This window comes from Burkholderia oklahomensis C6786, from assembly GCF_000959365.1.
GTDB lineage: Bacteria > Pseudomonadota > Gammaproteobacteria > Burkholderiales > Burkholderiaceae > Burkholderia > Burkholderia oklahomensis.
On sequence record NZ_CP009556.1, the window covers coordinates 2,183,389 to 2,206,604 of the forward strand.

The 23,216-nt window shown below is 68.4% G+C and carries 18 protein-coding genes; 8 read left to right on the plus strand and 10 right to left on the minus strand.

Translation table 11 applies throughout. The features are described from left to right. Positions 1-155: 155 nt before the first annotated feature. Positions 156-458 (minus strand): hypothetical protein, encoded by a 303-nt coding sequence (locus BG90_RS35795; RefSeq protein WP_124072335.1) that lies wholly within the window; start codon positions 456-458, stop codon positions 156-158. A 70-nt stretch (positions 459-528) separates the two neighbouring features. Between BG90_RS35795 and BG90_RS27370 the strand changes: the two genes are divergently transcribed. Then, entirely contained in the window at positions 529-864 is a 336-nt protein-coding gene (locus BG90_RS27370; protein ID WP_025990206.1) for a hypothetical protein, read from the plus strand. An 81-nt stretch (positions 865-945) separates the two neighbouring features. Here the strand turns inward: BG90_RS27370 and BG90_RS27375 are convergent, their stop codons facing one another. The 3 genes from BG90_RS27375 to BG90_RS27385 form a co-directional block, all read right to left on the minus strand. After that, positions 946-1,818: a LysR substrate-binding domain-containing protein gene (locus BG90_RS27375; RefSeq protein WP_010108818.1), complete on the minus strand. Its 873-nt coding sequence runs from the start codon at positions 1,816-1,818 to the stop codon at positions 946-948. A 789-nt stretch (positions 1,819-2,607) separates the two neighbouring features. Continuing rightward, positions 2,608-3,495 carry a PEN family class A beta-lactamase, Bpc-type gene (gene blaPEN-bpc, locus BG90_RS27380; RefSeq protein ID WP_010118555.1) on the minus strand — a complete coding sequence of 296 codons (888 nt, stop codon included), beginning with the start codon at positions 3,493-3,495 and terminating at the stop codon, positions 2,608-2,610. Positions 3,496-3,707: 212 nt separating this feature from the next. Next, positions 3,708-4,712 (minus strand): peptidoglycan DD-metalloendopeptidase family protein, encoded by a 1,005-nt coding sequence (locus BG90_RS27385; protein ID WP_010118553.1) that lies wholly within the window; start codon positions 4,710-4,712, stop codon positions 3,708-3,710. Between the two features lie 591 nt (positions 4,713-5,303). Between BG90_RS27385 and BG90_RS27390 the strand changes: the two genes are divergently transcribed. Then, complete coding sequence (locus BG90_RS27390; RefSeq protein ID WP_010108812.1) at positions 5,304-6,215, plus strand: LysR substrate-binding domain-containing protein; 912 nt, start codon at positions 5,304-5,306, stop codon at positions 6,213-6,215. A 624-nt stretch (positions 6,216-6,839) separates the two neighbouring features. On the opposite strand, the gene BG90_RS27395 is transcribed toward BG90_RS27390, so the two are convergent. Beyond that, a complete protein-coding gene (locus BG90_RS27395; protein WP_010108811.1) occupies positions 6,840-7,994 on the minus strand; it encodes a porin in 1,155 nt (384 codons plus the stop codon). Between the two features lie 423 nt (positions 7,995-8,417). On the opposite strand from BG90_RS27395, the gene BG90_RS27400 reads away from it, so the two are divergent. Beyond that, on the plus strand, positions 8,418-9,575 hold the full coding sequence (locus tag BG90_RS27400) for an OpgC domain-containing protein (RefSeq protein WP_010108810.1): 1,158 nt from the start codon (positions 8,418-8,420) through the stop codon (positions 9,573-9,575). A 70-nt stretch (positions 9,576-9,645) separates the two neighbouring features. Further along, positions 9,646-10,491 (plus strand): alpha/beta hydrolase, encoded by an 846-nt coding sequence (locus BG90_RS27405; RefSeq protein WP_025990204.1) that lies wholly within the window; start codon positions 9,646-9,648, stop codon positions 10,489-10,491. Here BG90_RS27405 and BG90_RS27410 read toward each other — a convergent pair. Both BG90_RS27410 and BG90_RS27415 read right to left on the minus strand, forming a co-directional pair. Continuing rightward, positions 10,463-11,410, minus strand: coding sequence for a delta(1)-pyrroline-2-carboxylate reductase family protein (locus BG90_RS27410; RefSeq protein ID WP_010118546.1), 948 nt, complete (start codon positions 11,408-11,410; stop codon positions 10,463-10,465). The two genes, BG90_RS27405 and BG90_RS27410, sit on opposite strands and share 29 nt — an antisense overlap. Before the next feature lie 307 nt (positions 11,411-11,717). After that, entirely contained in the window at positions 11,718-12,116 is a 399-nt protein-coding gene (locus BG90_RS27415) for a carboxymuconolactone decarboxylase family protein (protein WP_010108807.1), read from the minus strand. A gap of 412 nt (positions 12,117-12,528) precedes the next feature. Between BG90_RS27415 and BG90_RS27420 the strand changes: the two genes are divergently transcribed. Continuing rightward, positions 12,529-13,425 (plus strand): alpha/beta fold hydrolase, encoded by an 897-nt coding sequence (locus BG90_RS27420; RefSeq protein WP_025990203.1) that lies wholly within the window; start codon positions 12,529-12,531, stop codon positions 13,423-13,425. A 331-nt stretch (positions 13,426-13,756) separates the two neighbouring features. Here BG90_RS27420 and BG90_RS27425 read toward each other — a convergent pair whose 3' ends face one another. Beyond that, a complete protein-coding gene (locus BG90_RS27425) occupies positions 13,757-14,866 on the minus strand; it encodes a potassium channel family protein (protein ID WP_041282043.1) in 1,110 nt (369 codons plus the stop codon). Positions 14,867-15,063: 197 nt separating this feature from the next. Then, on the minus strand, positions 15,064-16,392 hold the full coding sequence (locus BG90_RS27430) for an NAD(P)/FAD-dependent oxidoreductase (RefSeq protein WP_045568475.1): 1,329 nt from the start codon (positions 16,390-16,392) through the stop codon (positions 15,064-15,066). Positions 16,393-16,625: 233 nt separating this feature from the next. Here BG90_RS27430 and BG90_RS27435 point away from each other — a divergent pair, with 233 nt between their 5' ends. Further along, positions 16,626-17,480 carry a helix-turn-helix domain-containing protein gene (locus tag BG90_RS27435; protein WP_010118530.1) on the plus strand — a complete coding sequence of 285 codons (855 nt, stop codon included), beginning with the start codon at positions 16,626-16,628 and terminating at the stop codon, positions 17,478-17,480. Between the two features lie 640 nt (positions 17,481-18,120). Beyond that, positions 18,121-19,785 (plus strand): ATP-binding domain-containing protein, encoded by a 1,665-nt coding sequence (locus BG90_RS27440; RefSeq protein ID WP_010118526.1) that lies wholly within the window; start codon positions 18,121-18,123, stop codon positions 19,783-19,785. Between the two features lie 109 nt (positions 19,786-19,894). Here BG90_RS27440 and BG90_RS27445 read toward each other — a convergent pair whose 3' ends face one another. Further along, entirely contained in the window at positions 19,895-21,448 is a 1,554-nt protein-coding gene (locus BG90_RS27445) for a methyl-accepting chemotaxis protein (RefSeq protein WP_010118524.1), read from the minus strand. A 237-nt stretch (positions 21,449-21,685) separates the two neighbouring features. Between BG90_RS27445 and BG90_RS27450 the strand changes: the two genes are divergently transcribed. Further along, the gene (locus BG90_RS27450; protein WP_010118522.1) at positions 21,686-23,200 is read left to right on the plus strand and encodes an MDR family MFS transporter; all 1,515 of its coding nucleotides are present in this window, start codon (positions 21,686-21,688) and stop codon (positions 23,198-23,200) included. Positions 23,201-23,216 lie beyond the last annotated feature (16 nt).

Sequence of the window (23,216 nt, forward strand, 5' to 3'; positions counted from 1 at the left end):
CCTCGTATAGGTCGTCGCATGCGGTGCGCGCATCACGCGAGATAGCGCTCGGCGAGCCGCACCCAATCGCTCGCGCCGAACGGCAGGCTCGCGGGCGTCGCGACGCCCGATGCCCGGCGTGCCGCGCCGCCATCGCGTCGTTCCGGCGGCAGCCGTCATGAGCGAATGCGTCGGCCACGGCACATGGCCGCTTGCGGCGCGAGCATCTCGCCGCGCGAACGGCGCGCGCGCATGCGTCCGTTCGACGCAGCGCCGCCGTGCGCCTTCGCTTCGCGCTCGTCGGCGACGCAGCCCGAACACCGCAACCGCACGCGCGGCCGCGCCGCCTTGCATTCGTCGTGCGCCGCTTCTATCTTGAATAGCGTCGGCATCGTTCGACAGACATCGATCTGTTCGTTGTTGACGCAACCTTCTAACCCGTTCGCATCAAGTTTTCGCATGCACTGCCGTTTACGCATTTAGCTTCGCAGCGTATCCGCAGCCTGCCGTTCGGAACGTTGCGGGGCGCTCATTCGCGTGGAGCACTCTATGCAACGTTCATCGCTCATTGCGTCCAGCCTGTTGGCCGTGTCGATGTTTGCGCTTTCCTCCGTGGCCCACGCCCAGCAGACCGGCATCATCCGTTTCACCGGCATGATCGTCGAGCCGCCGTGCTCGTTCTCGGTCGCAGGCGACGCCGGCGCGCGTGCGCAGCTGCGGCCCGCCTGCCCTCGTCCGGCGAAAGGCTCCGTCACGTTCGTCGATCCGCAAAGCGGCGCGGCATTGCGCACGGTCAAATTCACCGAGCAGTCACGCACGATTCCGCTGCCCGCGGCGCAGCCCGGCGACGCGCGGCGCATCGTCGCCGTCGTGTCGTATCTGTAGAGGCAGCCGCGCGAAGCACGTCCGCCGTTCCGCGGCGCCCGGCGCGATTCTCGTCGTGGTCGAACCGGACGAGCCGTCCGGTCAGTCGCGATTTGCATCGAGCCACGCGCTGAAGCGCCGGATCTTCTGCTGTTGCGCGACGCTGTCCGGATAGACGAAGTAATAGCGCGCGCCCGTTTTCAGCACGATGTCGAGCGGCGTCGCGAGCCGCCGTGCGGCGAGATCCTCGTCGCTCAACGTCAGGTCGCCCAGCGCGACGCCGAAGCCTTGCGTCGCGGCGCTCGTCGCGAGGTCGAGCGTGTCGAAGCTCGGCCCGCGATCCGGGTCGACGCCGGCCGCGCCCGCGTACTCGAGCCAGCGGCGCCAGTCGCGATGATCGCGCGTCGGATGCAGCAGCGTGTGGTGCGCGAGATCGTCGACGCGCGCGAGCGGCTTGTCCTTCAGCAGGTCCGGCGAACACACGGGCGTGAGACGCTCGTCGAAGAGCGGCACGGCCTTCATGTCCGCGCCGGGCGACGTCCCGTAGACGATCGCCGCATCGAACGGCTCGCTCTGGAAATCGACGTCGTGCCGCCAGGTGGTCGTCATCTGCACGTGCAGGTCCGGATGCTCGCGCTGGAACCGCATGATCCGCGGCAACACCCAGCGCATCATGCAGGTCGGCACCTTCAGCGCGAGATCGGTACGTTGGCGCGTGAGCTTCCGTGAAATGTCCTCGATCCGCGCGAAGCTCTCGACGACGACGGGCAGCAGTTGCTCGCCCTCCGCCGTCAGCGTGAGGCCGCGCGCGTGGCGCATGAAGAGCGGAAAGCCGTAATGCGCTTCGAGCGATTGAATCTGGCGGCTGATCGCTCCTTGCGTCACGCACAGCGCGTCGGCGGCGCGCGTGAAGCTGCGATGGCGCGCGACCGTCGCGAAAATCTGCAGGGCGTTCAAGGGCGGGAGGCGGCGCATGGCGGTCGACGGCGGAGCGGAGACAACACGGGGACGCGCAGGCGATGCGACGGGCGATGCCTGCGGGCAAGCCGTCACGATAAGCGAAATGCGGGCGTTGCGCGAGCGTTCGGGGCGCGCAGCGCTCGACGAGGCGAGACGGGAAGCATGCGACGCGCGGCGACAACCGCCGCCGTCGCGTGGCTCGTGCGAGCGATGCGGGCGTCGCCGGTATATAACGTCATGACGGACGATTGCCGGCGTCGGCGACACGATTCGGATCGTGCGAAAAGGGAAAGCGGCGCGGCCTCATTATCGCGATGGAGGTCCGAATCGCCGTCCGCCGAGGGCGGACAGGACGCTCGGCGGTACAGGGCGGCTCGCGCTGCGCGCGAGCGCGGCGCCGCCTGATCGCAGCGGCGGCGTTCGAATCGCCGTCGCCAACGGTGGACGGAAGACTCTGCGGTACACAGCATTTCGCGCTGTGCAAGAACGCCGCGCCGCCCGATCGCGGCAGCGGACGTTCGAATCGCCGTCGCCGAACGGGGGCACGCTGCCCGCGCCCGTTCGCGACGCACGTTGCGTGCCTCAGGACGGCCCGCGTCGCAACGAACACGGCCAAGCGGACCGACCGACATCGCTTGCATGCATGCCGGCGAGCACCGAAGCCGATCGTGTGCCGAACCGCCTAACCGAAACGCCGATGCCCGACGCATCGGCATGGCGCGCGGCACCGCTCGCACGACGCGTCAAGCCATCCGCCCGCCCACGCATCGGACACGCTCGAACGGCGTGCCCTCCGGCGCATCGTCAGCCGAATGTCCGCGCGGCGATCCGCGCCGCCGACGCGAGCACGTCGTTGCGCGCCTGCGCATTCTTGTCGCGCATCGTCGTGTAGATGACGATCACGATCGGCGCGCGGCTCGGCGGATACGCGACGCCGATGTCGTTCCCCGTCCCGAAGTCGCCCGTGCCCGTCTTGTCGGCGACGCGCCAGTCGGCCGGCACGCCCGCGCGGATCCGCGCGGCGCCTGTCGTGTTGCCGAGCATCCACGTATCGAGTTGCGCGCGCTGCGCTGCGCCGAGCGCATCGCCGACGAGCAGGCGGCGCAAGCTCGCCGCCATCGCGGCGGGCGTCGTCGTATCGCGCTCGTCGCCGGGAATCGCGGTGTTCAGCTCGGTCTCCCGGCGGTCGAGGCGGAACGTCGTGTCGCCGATCGAGCGCGCGTACGCGGTGACGGCCTGCGGACCGCCGAGCAGCGCGATCAGCAGGTTCGCCGCGGTGTTGTCGCTGTACTGGAGCGCCGCCGCGCAAAGTTCGGCGACGGTCATCCCGTCGCCGACGTGCTTTTCGGTGACCGGCGAATAGCTGACGAGGTCGCGCTTCGCATACGGGATCCGTCGCTGCAGCAACGTGGCGTCACCCGCGCTGCGCGCGAGGATCGCGGCCGACAGCATCGTCTTGAACGTGCTGCAGAACGGGAAGCGCTCGGCGGCGCGATGCGCGATGCGCGCGCCCGTCGCCGTGTCGAGCGCGACGAAGCCGAGGCGGCCGCCGAACGACGACTCGAGTTCGCTCAATTGCCGCTCGGCGGCGGCGACGCCGTTCGAGTTGCCGATCAGCGGTGCACATGCGCCGATCAGCGGCGCGAAAACGGCCGCGGCAAGTAGCGAACGGCGCAACGGAGAATGGTTCATAAGCGAATAGCGGGATGGTGAACGGTGGCGAACCGGGCCGCGCGGCACGCGCGCCCCCGATATCGCGGCCCAGGAGCGTATCAGCTCCCGCTGCTCGAAACCGTGTGAATTTGTAGCCGCGCACGCGCGCGGCAGCTCGAATCGGACGATGCATCAGATTCGCCGCGCATCGCCCGCCTCTCGTTCGCACGGCACGCGTGCGTGCGCGACCGCTATCCCTGCTGCCGGCCCGGCAGGTACTGCATCGGATTGACCGGCTTGCCGTCGCGCCGCACTTCGAACAGCATCCCGGCGCGCGCGCTGTCGCCGATTCCCATCTCGGCGATCTGTTCGCCCTGCTGAACAACGTCGCCCGTCTTCACGAGCACCTTGCGATTGTGCGCATACGCGGTCAGGAAATCCGCGTTGTGCTGGACGAGGATCAGCGTGCCGTAGCCGTTCAGGCCCGTGCCCGCATACATCACGCGGCCCGACGCCGCCGCGCGCACCGGATCGCCCGCGTGTCCGACGATCCGGATGCCGCGGTTGCGGCCGGGCTGGAACGTTTCGGCGATCGCGCCCTTCGCCGGCCACGCGAGCGCGATCGACTGCGCATGCCGCTTCGTTTCCCGCACGACGCGGCGGTCCGCCGCGCGATCGGCGGCGCTTTCGGGCGTCGAAGCCGGCTGCGACGCATCGGCAACCGACGACGACGGATTCGTGCCGCCGGCCGGCGCCGCGCTCGCCCCGTTTGCCGAATCGTTCGTGCGGGTCGCGTCGGCATTGCCGGGCGCGCGTGCGGAATTGGCGCCGTGCGCCGCCTGCGAGGCGGCCGCGCTTTCCGCGCCGGGCGGCGCAATCCGCAGCACCTGCCCGATGGCGATTCGGGTCCGGCGGCCCATGTGATTCCACGCCTGCAGGTCGCGCACCGTGCAGCCGTTCGCGTCGGCGATCGCCGACAGCGTGTCGCCGCGCTTCACGACGTAGCGCGTCACAACGGGCGCCGGCGCGGCGGGCTTGTCCTGATGCTGCGCCGCATCGCCGGCCGGCGGCGCGGCGGCCGCCTGCGCGGCGCTCGCCGACGAAGCGGCAGCCGCCGCACCGGCGAGCGTATCGGTAGGCGTGACGGGCGACGTGGTTGCGCAGCCCGCGACGACGAGCGCGGCCGCCATGCCGGACAGCCACGCGACGCTGCGGTCGATCTCGCTCTTGCTCATGCTCGGGACGACTCCGGTCATTGAATTTTTCGAGCATCTCAAAAATCGCCGGGAGCGCGTGTAACCGGATGCAAGAATGATGACAAAATCGCAGCGAGCATTGTGGAATCGGAAATTAAGCCAGCCAAGTCCTATGAAAAACGAAATAATTCACCGATGCGGCACGAATAATCGCGACCTCGACGCCCGGTGCAAAACACGCGTTCGCCCCGTCAAAAATGCCGATCCGAGCCTATTTCAGTCGATCGGACGCGTTTTTCCGCGTACGGCGTCCGGCGATCCGCACGCGCGGCGCCCCGCTCTTGCAGCGGCGGATTCGTGCGCCGAACCCTCTGCGACCGTTCACGTCACGGCTGCGGCGCGACCAGCGTCGAATACGCGAAAGCGACGCCGCAGCAGAGAAAGAAGATGTGCAGCGCGATCTTCAACGCCAGGAGCCAAGACGGGTTGCTTCGCATGCGCGCCTCCGGATCGACGAACGAGCGGACATGATGCGCGGCAATTCGTCGCACGAAAATGCGGAACCGACGAAGCGGAGCTCAGGCACGGCCTGAACGCGACGCGCCGCAATCCTGTTACCGTATCGGCCATTACAACGACAACGCAAGCCCCATGCGATTCGATCTGACCGATCTGCGACTTTTCCTGCACGTCTGCGAAGCCGGCAGCATCACGGGAGGCGCCGAGCGCGCGCACATGACGCTGCAATCCGCGAGCGAGCGGATTCGCGGCATGGAAGAAGAACTCGGCGTGCCGCTGCTGCAGCGCGCGAAGCGCGGCACGCGCGCGACCGAAGCCGGCCGTGCGCTCGAACACCACGCGCGCGTCGTGCTGCAGCAGATCGATCACATGCGCGGCGAACTCCAGCAGTTCGGCGCCGGACTGCGCGGCCACATTCGCCTCCTCAGCAACACCGCGGCGCTCAGCGAATACCTGCCCGACGCGCTCGCCGAATATCTGCCGCGCCATCCGAAGCTGTCGGTGAGCGTCGAGGAGCGCTCGAGCCAGGAGATCGTCCATGCGATCCGCGGCAAGACGGCGGATTTCGGAATCGTCGCCGATTCGGTCGGTCTCGACGGACTCGAGCAGATGCCGTTTCGCGAGGACTGGCTGATCGCCGTCGCGGCGCTCGACCATCCGTTCGCCGCACGCGAGCGGGTCGCGTTCTCGGAACTCGTCGACGCCGACTTCATCGGGATGACGGACGGCAGCGCGCTGCAGGTCCACCTCGCCGAACAGGCGAAGGCGCTCGGCAAGCGGATCGACTACCGCGTGCAGTTGAAGAGCTTCGACGCGATTTGCCGGCTGATCGAGCGCGGCGTCGGGATCGGCATCGTGTCGCGCCATGCGGCGCTGCGCGCGCAGCAGACGATGCAGATCCGCCTGATCGAGCTCGCCGATCCGTGGGCGCACCGCCGGCTGACGATCTGCGCGCGCAGCTTCGACGAATTGCCGAAATACACGCGCGATTTCATCGCGTTTCTCGCGCACGATCCGGGCAAAGACGAGTCGTTCGCGGCTTGATCGGTTGCTCGCCGGTCGCCGGTCGCCGGTCGGCGTTCGCTCGGCGCGGCGCTTCGGCTCGGGGCATCGCCGCGAATCGACTATGCGTCGCGCCCACCGCCATGCGACACGGCAAGCGTCGCTTGATGAACGATCTGCCGGGGCTCGCTCGAGTCGAGCGAATTTTGTCGGCTGATCTGCGCAGCAAGCAGCACGGAAAGACGTGGATTCCCGCACGCTCGATCCGAACCGCCCGGCGGACGAACAGCAAATGCGGTTAGCGGTTAGCGGTTAGCGAAGATGCACGGCATCGCGCCGGCGAACAGTTGATTCGCACGCGTATTCGCTTGCCGCCGAGAGGAAACAATAGAGAAGATTCAAGCGCCGCTTGGCGATGCCCAAGCGTTTACTGCGCCCCAAAGACCGATCGAAACGCACTCGCAGCGGCGGTGCACGCCGGCACGGTCTGCGCCGACGACGCACCGGCGGGTCCGACAAGCTTCGCCGGATGAGCCAACTTCGCTTGACTGAACTACAAAGCTACAAAGCCGTTCAGCCGGCTCAAACGAGCCGGCTGAAGCCGAGCCGAAGCGAACCGGCCGCCGACGGCACGCTCGATCGCGCGCCGCCGCGTGGCCGCCCCGATCAGAACTTGTGGCGGATCGCCGCGCGGACCGCGAACTGGTTCGCCGACGCCGACGGGCCGTCCGTACCGACGACATAGCCGCCGTCCGCGATCGTGCCCGTCTTGTCGCCCGCGACCTTCTGCCATGCGCCCTGCAGGTAGACGTCGGTGCGCTTCGACAGGTTGTAGTCCGCCATCAGTCCGATCGTGTGGTACTTCGGCTTCACGCTGCCCGCGGCCGCGTCGAACTTGCCGTCCGTATACACGTATTGCGCGCCGATGAAGAGCGCCGGCGTCAGCTGGTACTTGCCGTTGATTTCGAAGTTCTGGAACTTCGTCGCGGTCAGGCCGAGGCCCGTGAACGTCGACGACGGCAGATAGACCGTCGAAACCGGATTCTTGATGTCGGCCTTCGTGTACACGAAGCCGACCGTCGCCGGGCCGAACGTGTAGTTGATGCCGCCGCCGAAGATGCGCAGGCGGTCGGCCGTGAAGTTCGCGTCGTTGTCCGCGATCGCGCCGCTCGCGGTCTTGCCCGGGTTGTTCGCCTGCAGGTATGCGGCGGCGAGTTGCAAGCCGCCCAGCGTGTATGCGGCGCCGATGCTGTACTGACGGTTGTTCGAGAAGCCGGTCGCGTTGCTGAAGCTGTACGTGCCGCCGACTTGCAGGCCGTTCCAGTCCGGGCTCGCATACTTGACCGTGTTGTTCACACGGAACGAATTATCCGTGTTGTCGTTGTCGAACGGGTGCGAGAACAGCGTGCCGGCCCAGTTGCCGTTCGCGGTCAGCGGCGCGAGGTAGTCGACGACCGAGTCGTACTGACGGCCGAGCGTCAGCGAACCGAATTGCGTGTGCGACAGGCCGACGAACGCCTGACGGCCGAACATCCGTTGACCCTGGCCGAGCTTGCCGTTGTTCAGATCGAAGCCGTTTTCCAGCGTGAAGATCGCCTTCAGGCCGCCGCCCAGGTCTTCCGAGCCGCGCAGGCCCCAGCGGCTGCCTTGCGCGAAGCCGCTCGCGAGCTGGTAGTTGCTCTTGCCGACGCCGTTGACGTTCACGTTGCTCGTGTAGTTGAAGCCTTCGTCGATCACGCCGTACAGCGTCACGCTGCTTTGGGCGAAAACCGGCGCGGCGAATGCGAGGAAAGCGGCTGCGGAAACGACTTGCTTGTTCATTATCGGAATCTCCAGACCTTGTTTCGACAGCCCCGCACAAGCCAGGCTGCCATGACGCATTTGAAATTTCGGCGCCCCATTTCGGAGCATTTCGGGTGCATCCCGTCTCTACGGCCCACGTCGCGGGATTGCTGCAATGGAAGAAATACTGTCATGCAAAAAGTGCAACGTCCATGTTGGTGCATCACTTTTTTTACATTTCGTTGCGCATTGCCAACTTCCGTGTCGGGATTTCGTCAGAATCGTCTGTAACTTCGCGTAAACCCGAAACCCTGGCCTTCGATGGCACAATGCGCGACCATCGTCGTCTGAATCCGATCATGTAGCGATGCCGCTCCCCATCATGCGTCCCGTGTCCGTCCCCGTTTTCGCCGCTCCAACCTCGCACCGCGTCCGTCGCGCGTCGCGCGCACGCGACGCCGCATGAACGCCGCGCCAGCCCAACGCTACGCCGAGCTCGACTTCTTCCGCGGTCTCGTGCTGCTCGTCATCGTCGTCGACCACATCGGCGGCAGCATCCTGTCGCGCGTCACGCTGCACGCATACGCGCTCTGCGACGCGGCCGAGGTGTTCGTCTTCCTCGGCGGCTTCGCGACCGCGATCGCGTACAACTCGCTCGCCGCGCGCCACACCGAGGCCGCCGCGCGCCAGCGCTTCGTCAAACGTGCGTTTGAAATCTACCGCGCGTTCCTGTTCACGGCCGGCCTGATGCTCTTCATCACCGCGGTGCTGAACGCATTCGCGATCGACGCGCCGAACATGCCGACCAACGATCTCGAAGGGCTGCTGCACGCGCCGCTCGCCGCGCTGCGCGACATCCTGCTGCTCAGGCGACAGCCGTATCTCGCGTCAGTGCTGCCGATGTACGCGTTCTTCGCGCTTCTCGTGCCGCTCGCGCTGCCCGTCGCGCGCAGCCGCTGGTGGTGGCTGCTCGCCGCCGGAAGCGCGGCGCTGTGGCTCGCCGCGCGCAAAATCGCCGGCTATCTGCCGACCGCCGACGGCGTGCCGTGGGACTTCAACCCGTTCGCATGGCAGTTCCTGTTCGTGCTCGGCATCGTCGCGCGCTGCCAGCCGATCTATCAGGTGCTCGCGCGGCGGCCGGTCGGCTGGTTCGCGACCGCGGCCGCGATCGTCGTCGTCGCGGCGGGCGCGTATTACCGGCTGCGCATCGAGCCGTTCCCGACCGATCCGTCGATCAAGCAGAACCTCGGCCCGCTGCGGCTCGCGAACTTCATCGCGATCGCCTGGCTCGCCGCGAAGCTCGTCCACCTCGGCTGGATGCATCGAATCGCGCAAGCAATGCCGTGGATCGGCACGATCGGCCGGCAGGGGCTGCTCTGCTTCGTCGCTGGCACGGGCATCTCGCTGTCGGTCGATTCGCTGCTGTACGCGGCGACGGGCGGCTACCTGGATTGGCCGCTCGGACTCGTCGCCGATGCGGCGGCGGTCGGCCTGCTGTACGTCGTCGCGAAGCTGTACGCGCCGCTCGTCGCCCGGACGTCGGACTTCGTGCGGCAATCGCGGCTGTTGCAGCCGCTCAGGCCGCCATTGCGGCTGCCGCTGCGCCGGCCGAGACGCTGACGCCGAAAACCCGCACACGGCTGTCATCCGCTGCTGCTAGCATATCGGCGCCCATACCAATTACGCCGTCATGCGCCGATTCGTTTTGCCTCTCGCCGCGCTGCTCGCCGCCGCGCTCCATCTCGCCGCGCACGCGGCGCCCGTCAGCAGCATCGTCACCCGCACGTTCCGCTCGCCAGCGCTGCACCGCGACTGGTCGTACACCGTCTACCTGCCGGCCGGCTACAACCCGGAGGGCGCGCGCTATCCGGTGCTGTACCTGCTGCACGGCAACGCCGGCAACGCGAACGACTGGGTCACGCAGGGCCGCCTGCAGCTCACCGCCGACGCGCTGATCGAGCACCGGGACATTCCGCCCGTCGTGATCGTGATGCCGCAAGGCGGCACCGACTGGTACGTCGACCGCAAGGAGAAGATGCAAAGCGCATTCCTCGACGACCTGATTCCCGACGTCGAGGCGCACTACGCGGTGTCGAACCAGCGCGCGGGACGGGCGATCGGCGGCGTGTCGATGGGCGGCTACGGCGCGCTGCGCTTCGCGTTTCTCGAGCCCGAGCGCTTCTGCGGCGCGATGCTGCTGAGCCCCGCGATCTACGCGAACGAGCCGCCCGCGAGCTCGGCCGCGCGCTATGTCGGCGTGTTCGGCGACAGGCAGTTCGATCCGAAGGTCTGGCACGAGCTCAACTATCCGGCGCTGTGGCGCAGCTATTTCGCGCAGCCGCTGCGGCTGCGGATGTTCATCGCGGCAGGCGACGACGATCTGTCGATCCAGGCCGAGTCGAGCGTGCTCTACACGAGCCTGCGGCGCGCGCAGAATCCGGCCGCGCTGCGGATCGTCGACGGCGCGCACACGTGGGACGTATGGCGGCGCCTGATCGGCCCGGCGCTCAAGTACACGCTCGAGTGCGTGAAGTGAGCGCGACGCGGCACGCGGCGAGATCCCAGGCCGCGCAGCCGACGCTCTTGAAGAACACCGGCGCGCCCGGCGCGGCTTCGCCGGATGCGAGCGCAGCCGCTTCTTTCGCGCGCAGCGCGTCGGCAAGCGAATGCACGCGCATCCAGTCGACGCCCGCGGCGATCAGATCGCCCGCCTCGTGGCGCGCGCCCGCCGGATCGTCGACGTAGAGCGCGCTTCCCGCGATCGTCCGCGCGCCGACCTCGGCCGCGCCGGGCGTAAACGCACCGACGCCGACGACGAGCCGCCCCGTCCGCGCCGCCTCGTCGTAGACGGGCGTCGCGCTCGTCGTCGACGTGATGATCGCGTCGAGCGAATCGGGCAGCGCGTCGCCGTCGAGCGGCTCGAGCGTCGGCAGCGCCGCGCGCAGACGCTCGCAGAACGCCGCCGCTTGCGCGGCCGTACGCGCCTTCACGCGCACCCGCGAGCCGGGAAACAGCGCGGCGAGCGCGTCGACGTGATGCGCGGCCTGCGCGCCGGTGCCGATCAGCAGCACGTCGCGCGGCGCGGCGGGCAGGAACGTGCGGATCGCGAGCAGCGTGACCGCGGCCGTCCGGCGGCCGGTGACGGTCGGGCCGTCGAGCGCGAAGAGCGGCTCGCCCGTCGTCGGATCGACAACGCTCACCTGCCCCTGGATCGTCGGCAAATCGCCGCCGCGATTGCGCGGGCACACGGTCACGAGCTTGTGGATCGCGAGATCGGACGCCGACGCGGGCATCGACAGCATCACGCCGCCTTCGTTGAGCGGCACGACGAGCCGCGCCGGGCTCGCGATCCGGCCGTCGGCTGCGTCGAGCGCGGCCGTACGCAGTGCATCCACCAGCTCGGCGAACGGCGTCAGTCGCGCCGTCTGCGCCGCGTCGAAAACCGCTGTCGTCATCGTTTGTCCTCTTGAAGAGAGCATCGGCTTCGGGTTCGTGAATCTGTTCGTGGGCTTTCAGGTCGTTCGGCGTCGCGCTTCGGCTTCGTGTTCTTGGCGGTATCGATTCGGCGGCTCGGCGGCTCGGCGGCTCGGCGGCTCGGCGGCTCGGCGGCTCGGCGGCTCGGCGGCTCCAGTATCGCCGATCAGCGATGGTTCGCAAGCGGACGATCGCCACCGCGTTCGCGATGGGTCGGCGCTGCCGTCGCGTCGCCGCGAGCCCGATGCACGATCCGGGCGGCGCGGCGCACGACGCCGTCATTGACCGTCACTCACCGTCATCGGGCACGCCGAGCCCCAGCGCATCGATCACTTCGCGCGCATTGCGGAACGCCTCGACGGCCGCGGGCGCGCCCGCGTACAGCGCGCTGTGCAGCAGCACCTCGCGGATCTCGACGAGGCTCGCGCCGTTGTTCAACGCGCCGCGGACGTGCCCCTTGAGCTCGTGGCCGCGGCCGAGCGCCGCCAGCATCGCGCACGTGCACAGGCTGCGCGTCTTCAGATCGATGCCGCCGCGCTGCCACGTGCTGCCCCACGCATGCTCGTTCAGCCAATCCTGCAACGGCCGCGAAAAGCCGTCCAGGTCGCTCATCGCACGCTCGACGAAGGCGTCGCCCATCACCTGCGCCCGGCGCGCCTTGCCCCGCTCGCGGTCTGCTTCGCTCATGCTGCTCTCCTTTCTCGAAAGGGATGCTCGTAATGGATTCCGGGTCGGCTCAGATGCTACACGGCTTCGATCCCGGCGCCCGCGCTTCGCGGTCGAGGTCTTCCCCCATTGCGGCGACATCCGGCGGCGCGCTTCCGTTCGGCGCGCCGCCGGATGTCGTACGAGCAAATTCCGGATGGTCAATGATTCACATCACGAATATCCAGTAGGCAAATCGACAGCCGCAGCCTAGACTCATTCGATACCGCGCGCGCCGCGCCCTGCGCCCATCGCCGCGCCCCCGTGCGACGACGGCTGAACGCCCGTGAATACGCGTACCGCAAGGTGCCGACGACGACGCGTCGGCATTGCGTCGCACGTCGCACGAGTGCCGAAGACAGGATATCGAAGACATAAATCAGGAGATCCGACCTTGGATGATGCCGATGCGCGCCGCGTGACTTCGTTCAGTCACGAAGGATTGACTTTCGATGTCGTCGATACGGGCCCGATCGACGGCAAAATCATCGTGCTGCTGCACGGCTGGCCGCAGACGGCGAAGTGCTGGGCGCGCGTCGCCGCCGCGCTGAACGCCGACGGCTACCGGACCGTCGCGCCGAACCAGCGCGGCTACTCGCCGGGTGCACGCCCGCACCGGGTCGCCGCGTACCGGATGCCGCACCTCGTCGGCGACGTCGTCGCGCTGATCGAGCGGCTCGGCGGCGGTCCGGTCCACGTCGTCGGCCATGACTGGGGAGCGGCCGTCGCCTGGGCGCTCGCGGCCCAGCACCCCGCCGCGGTGCGCACGCTGACGACCGTGTCGGTGCCGCACTCGGGCGCGTTCATGCGCTCGATGCTGAGCAGCGACCAGTTGTTCCGCTCGTACTACATGGGCCTCTTCCAGTTGCCGAAGCTGCCGGAGCTGTTCGTCACGCGCGGTCGCAAGCTGTTCGAGAAAATGCTGGCGCGCACCGGAATGACGCGCGACGAAATGGACGCCGTCTACACCGACATCGTCGACGCGGGGGCGCTGACGACGTCGCTCAACTGGTACCGCGCGATGGCGCTGACGCCGCCCGGCTATCTGTCCCGCAAGGTGTCGGTGCCCGTGCTCCACATATGGGGCGAGCGCGACGCGGCGTTGTCGCGGCGCGGCGCCGAGCTGGCGCGGCACTTCGTGAGCGGCCCGTACCGGCTCGAGGTGCTGCCGCACGCGACCCACTGGATCCCCGAACACGACGCCGACAGGCTCGCCGCGCTCATACGCGAATCGATCGCGATGCGGCCTGACGCAGCGCCCGGCGATCTCGCCGCCGCGCCGGCGAACTGACCGTCGATGTCGGATCGGCCGATTCGCGCCGAGCCTGAAACGGCGCGCATCTGATCACTTGAGGCGCGGCGGCGAGTCGATCGGCGCGCGACGCTTCGGCGCGCGTCCGCGATGCGGCGCGCATCGCCGCTACCGCTACCGCTACCGCTACCGCTACCGCTACCGCTACCGCGCCGGCGCTTCGGCCGTCGGTCGGCGAACCGTTCCGCTGGCGAACGAACCGACGAAGCATCCGCGATCCGGCGCATCGAGACATCACGAGACATCACGAGCCTCGCGTGCCGCCGACCGCGCACGCGCGCCGTGCCGGAGGTCCGCCCGCCGCGCCCGCTCAGTCCGCCGCGTCGATGCCCGCCCGCTCCATCGCCCGCGTCGACTGGATCACGACGAGCGTATCGCCCGCCTCGATCCGGCACGGCGAGTCTTCGTAGAACGACAGGATCTTGCCCGCGCGATCGAGCCCGACGACGAGCGCACCCGTCACCGCATTCGACATGCAGCCGATCTCGTGCGCGGCGGCCGGCCGCTCGACGAGCGTCGCGCGGCCGCGCGTCGACAGCATGTCGTTGACGAACGGCACGATGTAGCGGCTCTCGACCGCATCGGCGAGCAGCAGCGCGCCGATCTTCGTCGACGACACGATCACGTCGGCGCCCGCCTGCCGCAATTGCCGCTGGTACAGGTTCTCCTGGATCCGCACGACGATCTTCGTATCGGGCGCGATGCTGCGCACCGACAGCGTGAGCAGGATCGCAGTCGGATCGTCGGTGACCGAGATGATGACCGCCTTCGCGCTGCGCACCTGCGCCTGCTGCAGCAGATCCTCCTGCGCGGGATCGCCGCAGAGGCCCGTCACGCCGAGCGCCGCGGCCGCCTCGAGCGCCTGCTCCTGCGAGTCGATGACGATCAGCGTGGCCGGATCGACGCCGCTTTCGAGCAGCTCGCGCACGGCGATCGAGCCGCTCAGCCCATAGCCGCAGATCACGACGTGATCGCGCAGATTTTTTTGCAGGCGCTTCATGCGGAAGTCCTCGATGACTCGTTGAATCACAAATTGATAAGCGGTGCCAAGAAAGATGAACCAGATGCCGATGCGGATCGGCACGATGAAGAACGCATCGATGAGGCGCGCACGTTCGGTGACGGGCACGATGTCGCCGTAGCCGACCGTCGCGACCGTGACCATCGTGAAATAGACGAGGTCCGCGATGCTCATCGGCGCGCTCTTCGTCGAGTCGCGCAGGCCGTCGCGATCGAGATACAGCACGAGGAACGCGAGCATGCACAGGCCGATCACGAGCGCGAGGCGAAACACCAGCGTGCGCAGCGGCGACGCGGCGGGCCGCGTGAACAGCGTGCGCGGACGCGGCGCCGTCCACGGCGTGCGCGCCTTGCGCAGGCGAAAGCGCAGCGATTTGCGGTAATCGGAAGGCGACGCCAATGATTTTCTCCAGAACCGGGCGTCGCGATTTTACGCTGCCGGGCGGTGCGGCGCGCGGCGGAAACCGCCGTCGCGCGCCGCGCGTCATGCTCGAACGCGCGCCATTTGACGATGTTTGACGCCCGCCGCATCGCCGGCAGCGGCGGGGCTATCATGCTCCCCGTCGCGAACCGTCATCGGCGCAACGGTCATCGGCGCTACAGCATGCTTCTCGGCCGCCGCATCGTCCCGTCGACGAAGCGCGCCGCGCGAAACGCGGACAGATCGAGCGACGTCGCGCCGGTATCGACCCACTCGGCGAGCAAGCGGCCGACGATCGGCCCCATCGCGAAGCCGTGCCCGCAGAACCCGGTCGCGATCGCGAGCCCGTCCGGCGCGCGCGGCGCGTCGATGACGGGAATGCCGTCGGGCAGCACGTCGATGAGGCCCGCCCACGCCTCGACGATCTGCGCGTCGCGCAGCGCCGGAAAAATCGTCTTCAGCTTCGCGAGCGCACGCGGCGCATGCGCGGGATTCGGCTGCGGATTCGGATCGCGCGGCTCGATCGCGGGCGCACCGCCCGCGAGCCGCGTCTTCAGATCACGCCACGCCGCACCGTTCAGATGAAAGCGGAATTTCTCGCGCTGCGTCCACAGTTCGGGCAAGAAGACGCTCAGTCCGCGCAGGTGGCCGAGCGTGACGTCGACGTCGACCTGCATGTCGTCGGCGAGATTGATCGCGCCGTTCGCGCGCTGCCGGATGCCGAGGCCGTGTCCCCAGATCGTCGACGCGGACACGGCGGGCAGCGCGTTCGTGCGCATGCAGGTGCCGCGCACCGCCTGCTGCGGCAGCCGGATGCCGACGCCGTCGAGCAGGCGAAAGCTCGTCGCGCCGGCCGCGCAGATCACGCGCCGCGCCTTCACGGCGCCGCGCTCGGTGACGACGCCCGTCACCGCACCGCCCGACGTGTCGATCGCGGTCACGCCGCAGCCTTCGAAGAAGCGCGCGCCGGCATCGACCGCGCGGGCGGCGAACGCCGCGGCGGCGCGGCGCGGCTCGGCCTGCCCGTCGCTCGCCGTGTAGAGGCCGCCGAGCGCGGGCGCGGCGAGGCCGCTCACGTGCGCGTCGATCTCCGCGCGCGTGAGCGTGCGCGTGTCGAGCCCGTGCGCGCGAGCGACGTCGATCCATTGCACGAACGACGCCCAGTCTTCGTCGTTGTCGGCAATATAGAGACAGCCGCCCTGCCGCCATTCGAGATCGGCGCCGAGCTCGCGCTCGAGGCCTGCCCACTGGCGCATGCCGGCCATCATCAGCGGCACCTCGGCCGCCTCGCGGCCCTGCTGGCGCACGAAGCCCCATGCGCGCGTCGATTGCTGTCCCGCGATGCGGGATTTGTCGAAGACGACCGCCTTTATCCCGCGCAAACCGAGATAATAGGCGGCCGCGCAGCCCATGATGCCGGCGCCCGCGATCACGACGTCGGCTTGCGTGGGAAACGGTTCGTCGGCGCGCGCGAGCGTCTTGTGAAGCGGATAGGTCGTGGTCATATCGGAAGTTCTGACGAAAACGCCATCGGCGAAAACCCGTCACAGTAACCTGAGGAAACACCTTTCACAGAAAAACGCACACTAGTGCGCAGAACGAACTTTGTTTTGCGGTAAAGTTATCTTTTCCATGCGTGGCCGGTCGGCTCGCTTCATCCGGCGGCATCCAACGATGCCGTACCGTGCGCCTCGAGGCGCTCCGTTCTGAATCACTCGATCCGATCCGTTCCCGTAGTATGGCCAACGAAGCAATCACCACGGATTCCCTTGCCGTCGCCGAGCGCGTACGCGAACTGATGACCCGTCACGGCATCGGCAAGCGTCAGCAGACGACCGAGCTCTGTCGAATTCTCGACCTGAGCTTTTCCCAAGGGCATCGCAAGCTGCGCGGCAGCAGTCCCTGGACGCTCGCGCAAATCAAGAAAGTCGCCGAAGCCTATGGCGAGCCCGCCGCGCAGCTGTTCGGCGCGCAGGCCCTCGATCCCGGCATGGTCGGCGCATGCGCGCGCGACGCGGTGCTGTATGCGGGCATCGCCGAGATTCCATGCACCGCATGGATCGGCGGGCTGCTCGACGCGGGCGCGCGCCCCGAGTTCGTCGCGTACGAGCAGCAGGGCCGCTGGCGCGTGCTGCGCCACACGGGTGTCCTCTATCAAAACGCGTACGACGTTCACAAGATCGAGATCTATCCGCGTCGCGCCGAAAGCGACAGGCTGCTCGTCGCCGTGATCGACGCCGACAGCGTGAGCGCCGGCGAAGTCTGCCGCTATCTCGACGAGCAAGGTTTCGTGACGGCCCGCTTCGGCGGCGTCGATGCCTTCGTCGACGCGCTGCAGGGCCAGGCGTTCGACGCGGTCGTCACCGAGTGGATGTTCGACGGCCGCACCGCCGCCGATGCGATCCAGGCCGTGCGCGCGTCCGACAATCCGGGCGCGCCGATCTTCGTGCTGACGGGCGACCTGCTGACGGGCCGCGCAAGCGAGACCGAGATCAGCGAGGTGATCCGCGTGTACGACGTCGTCTGCTACGAGAAGCCCGCCCGCATGGCGATCCTGAGCGCCGATCTCGCGAAGCGCCTGTCGCGCGCGTGACGGCGGCGGCGCGCGGCATGCGCGCCGGTCCGCGGGTGTCGGGCATGCCGCAGCCGCGTTGGCCGCGACCAATTTTGAGATAGCCCTCCCTCTCGCGAAATCGCGACGATTCGTCGCCGACGAATTGCAGGTGACGACGCATGTACATTTGCGGCATTTGCGCGTTCTCCACCCCTCTTCCACGTGCGTCGCGTCTCTCCCGCCGGTCGTTCGTCGCGTCGACCGGCGAGCGCGCCAGGCCGCTCCGCATGCCGAACGCGTACATCGACGTGACGTCGTGCGTGTGACACGCTCAACACGCTCGCATCGATCGACGCGGATAGGCGTCCGCGGCTTTGCTTCCACCATCTCTTCTGCGTGATTCGCCGCATGCGCCCGCACCCCATCGAGCGCCGACTTCGTCGCGCACTGTCACGCCCCGCAAAGGCACACCGCCGGGCGCACGTCGATGCATGATGCATGCACAACGCGTCCGCACCGATTCGTCAATGCCGCCTTCCCACCCTGCGTCGCCGGACTAACTGGCCCGGCGCCAATCGCCGCGCGTCCTGCGAACCGCGCCACACGCGCGCCACGCCACGCGCGGCTGCGTACAATAGCCGGCGATCCTTGCCCATCGCACGCACTGTCAGGACCCGACATGGCCTGCATCATTCCCGACGACTGGAAGAACCTCGCCGCCACGGGCGCGGCGGAGCGCGAGCGCGAGACGCTCGCGACGCTGGAACGGACGCTGCCCGACGCCTACACCGTCTATCACGGCGTGCACTGGACGCGCGCCGATCAGAATTTCTCGGTGTTCGGCGAAGCGGGCTTCGTGATCGTGAGCCCGGCCGGACGCGTGCTGGTGATCGAGCAGAAGGCGGGCTTCCTGCGCGAGACGCCGAAGGGGCTCGTCAAGGTCTATCTGCAGACCGAACGCAACGTGTCGATCCAGCTCGCGCGCACGCTCGAGAACCTGCATCGGCGGCTCACCGCCGCGTTCGGCGCGGGCGCGTACGGCGTCGAGGAACTGCTGTACTGCCCGGACTACACGGTGAAGAATCCGGCGATCGCGGGCGTCGCGCCCGCGCGGATCGTCGACGCGCCCCGCAGGCACGAACTCGCCGCGCGCATCGTCGACGCGCTGCCCGCCGACGAGCCGCCCTTCCCGAGCGCCGCGAAGATCCACCATTTCCTCGCGGACGAGCTGTCGCTGACGCCGGACACGAGCGTGCTCGTCGGCCAGGCGGACACGCTCGTCACGCGGCTGTCGGGCGGCCTCGCCGCGTGGGCGCGCCGGCTCGAGTTCGCGCCGTTCCGGCTGCGCGTGATCGCGACCGCGGGCTCCGGCAAGACGCAGCTCGCGGTGCAGGCGATGCGCGACGCGATCTCGGCGGGCAAGCGCGTGCTGTACGTGTGCTTCAACCGGCCGCTCGCCGATCATGTCGCGCGGATCGCGCCCGAAGGCGCGAAGATCGCGAACTACCACCAGCTCTGCGACTGGGTCGCGCGCGACGGCGGCCACGTGCCCGACTTCGGCGCGCGCGACGCGTTCGCGCAACTGGAGGCGCGCTTCGCGCAAACGCCGATCGCCGAGCGCTGGCGATTCGATACGCTGATCGTCGACGAAGGCCAGGACTTCCAGCCGCCATGGGCGGACGCGCTCGAGCGGCTCGTCGCGCCGGGCGGCGCGTGGTGGTGGCTCGAAGATCCGCTGCAGAACCTGTACATGCGCGACAGCGTGCCGCTGCCCGGCTGGGTGACGCTCAAGGAAACGACCAACTATCGCAGCCCGCGCGACATCCTCGACTACGTGCGCGATGTCGTCGGCGGCGTCGAGCCGCTCGCGGCCGGGCTCGCGTCGGGCAGCCCGTTCGGAGGATCGGAGATCTCGATCTCCGCGTACGATGCGGCGGACGCCGATTCCGCCGCGCAAGCCTGCATCGACGCGACGAAGCGCGCGATCACGCATGCGCTGGCGCTCGGCTTTCGCAAGCAGGACATCGCGGTGCTGTCGTTCAGGGGACGGGAGGGCTCGGCGTTCACGGCGCTCGACCAGCTCGGCCCGCACCGCGTGAAAAGCTTCACCGGCAAGTACGACCTGTTCGGAAATCCGGAATACCGGGAAGGCGACGTGCTGCTCGATTCGATCTATCGCTTCAAGGGGCAGGCGGCCCCGTGCGTGATCCTGACCGAAGTCGACTTCGACACGTTCGACGCGCGCGCGGCGCGCAAGCTGTTCGTCGGCGCGACGCGCGCGACGATGAAGCTGATCGTCGTCGCGTCGCGACGGGCGGCGGAACGGATCGCGCCTTCCGTGTAAAGGAGAAACAACGCCGGGTGACGCCGAACTGCGCCAGATGATGCCTGACGCGCGGCGCAGATCGATTATCCCGCGCGCCGGCTCATGGAAAAGTCAAGCGGCGCAAACGTCAGGCGACGCGGAACGCGCCGACCGTGCGGCGCAGCCCGTCCGCCTGCTCTTCGAGCGACGCGGCGGCGGCCGCCGCCTGCTCGACGAGCGCCGCGTTCTGCTGCGACACCTGATCCATCTGCGACACCGCGCGGTTCACCTGCTCGATGCCGTCGCGCTGCTCGTTCGACGCGGCCGAGATCTCGGTCATGATGCCCGTCACGCGCGCGATCGCGCGCTGGATCTCCTGCATCGTGTCGCCCGCCGAGCCGACGAGGCGCGAGCCCGTCGCCACCCGCTCGACCGATTCGCCGATCAGCGCCTTGATCTCCTTCGCCGCCGATGCGGAGCGCTGCGCGAGCGTGCGCACCTCGCCCGCGACGACCGCGAAGCCACGGCCCTGCTCGCCCGCGCGCGCCGCCTCGACCGCCGCGTTCAGCGCGAGGATGTTGGTCTGGAACGCGATCCCTTCAATCGTGCCGATGATGTCGGCGACCTTCTGCGAGCTCTGATCGATCTCGGCCATCGTGCCGACCACCTCGCCGACGACCGTCGCGCCCTTCGTCGCGATGTTCGTCGCGCTGTCGGCGCAATTCTGCGCTTCGCGTGCGTTGTCCGCGTTCTGCTTCACCGTCGCGGTCAGTTGCTCCATGCTCGCCGCGGTCTGCTGCAGCGCGGCCGCCTGCTCCTCGGTGCGCTGCGACAGATCCGTGTTGCCGGCCGCGATCTGGCGCGTCGCGGTCGCGATCGACTCGGAGCCGTCCGTCACCTTGCGCACCGTGTCGGACAGGCTGCGCTGCATCGTCGTCAGGCCGCTCACGAGCTCGGCCATTTCGTCGTGCGACGTCCAGCGCAGCTCGGTCGTCAGATCGCCGTCCGACAGGCGGCGCAGGTGCGTGAGGATCCGCACGAGCGGCTGTGAGATCGCGAAGTGCAGGCCGATCGCGCAGCCGAGGCACGCGGCGAGACCGAACACGATCCCCCCGCCGAGCGCGAGCCGCAGCCACGCGTACATCCGCTCGGCGTCGTCGTAGGCCGCCTTGCCGTACGCGGCGCGCGCGTCGTCGAGCGCGGTCGTCGCCTTCGTCCACGCGACCGACAGCGGCGGCGCGACCGTCATCATCAGACGATCGGCGTCGTCGCGCCGGCCCGCCTTCAGCGCGTCGATCATCGGCTTGAGCGCATCGTCGACGAGGGCGCGGCGCGCGGCGTTCGCCTGACCGGCAAGCGCCTTCTCGTCGTCGCTGCGGGGCAGCGCGTCATAATCGCGCCAGCCGCGGTCCGACGCGGCCAGGTACTGCTCCGCCTTCGCGATCGTATTCGCGGTGTCGGGCGCCTCCGGATGCAGGATCACGCGATCGAGCGTCGTGCGCGTGATCGCGAGATTGAGGCTCGCCGACGCGAGCGCCGTCTTCGCCGCGAGCTGCCGCGTGTACGCGTCGTCGAGCGCGGCGTTCGAGTTCTGCATGCTGAAGAAGCCGATCACGCCCGTGATCGTCAGCAGCACGGCGACGAGCCCGAGCGTCGAGAAGATCCGGGTGCGAATCGAAAAGCGGGAAAAAAAAGCGTTCATGACCAGGAAGAGTCGTAAATGGTAGCCGCCGGTTTGGGGGACAGTCGCCGGTATTACGGCCCCGCGCCCGAAAACTTGAGATGCATCAGGCGGTGCGGCGACTTGCCGCGGCGCGCCGCCTGGCGGGCCACTGTCACGGCTCGTAACCGCTGGAACGCTTTGTGACGAAGCAGATATTGACTAGTCAATCGATTGTTCCTACATTCCGTGTCGCCCCCAACGACAACACGACTCCCCATGCCTACCGAATCCTCCGCGCCGTCCGCCCCGGCCGACGCCGGCCGCCCGGGCGCGTCCGTGCAGCTCACGATCGCCGCGCTGCTGCTCGTGCTGCTGCTGTCCGCACTCGATCAGACGATCGTGTCGACCGCGCTGCCGACGATCGTCGGCGAGCTCGGCGGCCTCGAGCAGCTGTCGTGGGTCGTCACCGCGTACCTGCTGTCGTCGACCGTCGTGCTGCCGCTGTACGGCAAGCTCGGCGACCTGTACGGGCGCAAGATCGTGCTGCAGGCGGCGATCGTGCTGTTCGTCGTCGGCTCGGCGCTGTGCGGGCTCGCGCAGGACATGACGCAGCTGATCGTGTTGCGCGCGCTGCAGGGGCTCGGCGGCGGCGGGCTGATGGTCGTCACGATGGCGGCGATCGCCGATCTGATTCCGCCCGACGAGCGCGGCCGCTATCAGGGGATGTTCGGCGGCGTGTACGGAATCGCGACGGTAATCGGGCCGCTCCTCGGCGGGTTTCTCGTTCAGCACCTGTCGTGGCGCTGGATCTTCTACATCAATCTGCCGCTCGGCGTGCTCGCGTTCGCGGTGATCGGCGCGGCGTTCAAGCCGCACACCGCGCACGTGCGGCACCGGATCGACTACGCGGGCGCCGCGTTCCTCGCGACCGCGCTCACCTGCGCCGTGCTGTTCACGAGCCAGGGCGGCACGATCCTGCCGTGGTCGTCGCCGCAACTATGGTTCACGCTCGCGCTCGGCATCGTCTCGACAGCGGGCTTCGTCTACGAGGAACGCCTCGCCGCCGAGCCGATCATGCCGCTCGCGCTGTTCCGCCACCGGACCTTCGTGCTGTGCAGCCTGATCGGCTTCGTCGTCGGTCTGTCGCTGTTCGGCTCGGTCACGTTCCTGCCGCTCTATCTGCAGGTCGTCAAGGGCTCGACGCCGTCGGAAGCCGGCATGCAGCTACTGCCGCTGATGGGCGGCATGCTCGCGACGTCGATCGCGAGCGGGCGGCTGATCACGAAGCTCGGCAAATACCGGCTGTTCCCGATCGCGGGCACGTTCGTGGCCGGCGCGGCGATGCTGCTCCTCGCGACGCTGTCGCTCGATACGCCGCTGCGCGCGATGTATCTGTACATGGCGCTGCTGGGCGGCGGGCTCGGGATGGTGATGCCCGTCATCGTGCTCGCGGTGCAGAACACGGTCGAGTTTCGGCATCTGGGCGTCGCGACGTCCGGCGCAACGCTGTTTCGCTCGATCGGCGGCTCGCTCGGCGTCGCCGCGTTCGGCGCGCTGTTCTCGAACGGGCTGCACGCGCGGCTCGCGGCCGCGCTGCCGCCCGACACGGAGCTGCCGCCGTCGCTCGGCCCGTCGGCCGTGCGCCAGTTGCCCGACACGGTGCGCGGCGCGTATCTGCACGCGTTCGCGAGCTCGCTGCACACGGTCTATCTATGGGCCGCGGCAGTGATCGCGATCGCGTTCGCGCTCGCGTGGTTCGTCGAAGACGTGCCGTTCAGAAAGAGAGCGTGACCCGAGCCGCCGGCGC

What these genes read in the sequence shown, in the direction of transcription:
- BG90_RS35795 (WP_124072335.1), bottom strand. Translation starts at nt 458, where the DNA reads ATGCGTAAACGGCAGTGCATGCGAAAACTTGATGCGAACGGGTTAGAA.
- BG90_RS27370 (WP_025990206.1), top strand. Translation starts at nt 529, where the DNA reads ATGCAACGTTCATCGCTCATTGCGTCCAGCCTGTTGGCCGTGTCGATG.
- BG90_RS27375 (WP_010108818.1), bottom strand. Translation starts at nt 1,818, where the DNA reads ATGCGCCGCCTCCCGCCCTTGAACGCCCTGCAGATTTTCGCGACGGTC.
- blaPEN-bpc (WP_010118555.1), bottom strand. Translation starts at nt 3,495, where the DNA reads ATGAACCATTCTCCGTTGCGCCGTTCGCTACTTGCCGCGGCCGTTTTC.
- BG90_RS27385 (WP_010118553.1), bottom strand. Translation starts at nt 4,712, where the DNA reads ATGACCGGAGTCGTCCCGAGCATGAGCAAGAGCGAGATCGACCGCAGC.
- BG90_RS27390 (WP_010108812.1), top strand. Translation starts at nt 5,304, where the DNA reads ATGCGATTCGATCTGACCGATCTGCGACTTTTCCTGCACGTCTGCGAA.
- BG90_RS27395 (WP_010108811.1), bottom strand. Translation starts at nt 7,994, where the DNA reads ATGAACAAGCAAGTCGTTTCCGCAGCCGCTTTCCTCGCATTCGCCGCG.
- BG90_RS27400 (WP_010108810.1), top strand. Translation starts at nt 8,418, where the DNA reads ATGAACGCCGCGCCAGCCCAACGCTACGCCGAGCTCGACTTCTTCCGC.
- BG90_RS27405 (WP_025990204.1), top strand. Translation starts at nt 9,646, where the DNA reads ATGCGCCGATTCGTTTTGCCTCTCGCCGCGCTGCTCGCCGCCGCGCTC.
- BG90_RS27410 (WP_010118546.1), bottom strand. Translation starts at nt 11,410, where the DNA reads ATGACGACAGCGGTTTTCGACGCGGCGCAGACGGCGCGACTGACGCCG.
- BG90_RS27415 (WP_010108807.1), bottom strand. Translation starts at nt 12,116, where the DNA reads ATGAGCGAAGCAGACCGCGAGCGGGGCAAGGCGCGCCGGGCGCAGGTG.
- BG90_RS27430 (WP_045568475.1), bottom strand. Translation starts at nt 16,392, where the DNA reads ATGACCACGACCTATCCGCTTCACAAGACGCTCGCGCGCGCCGACGAA.
- BG90_RS27435 (WP_010118530.1), top strand. Translation starts at nt 16,626, where the DNA reads ATGGCCAACGAAGCAATCACCACGGATTCCCTTGCCGTCGCCGAGCGC.
- BG90_RS27440 (WP_010118526.1), top strand. Translation starts at nt 18,121, where the DNA reads ATGGCCTGCATCATTCCCGACGACTGGAAGAACCTCGCCGCCACGGGC.
- BG90_RS27445 (WP_010118524.1), bottom strand. Translation starts at nt 21,448, where the DNA reads ATGAACGCTTTTTTTTCCCGCTTTTCGATTCGCACCCGGATCTTCTCG.
- BG90_RS27450 (WP_010118522.1), top strand. Translation starts at nt 21,686, where the DNA reads ATGCCTACCGAATCCTCCGCGCCGTCCGCCCCGGCCGACGCCGGCCGC.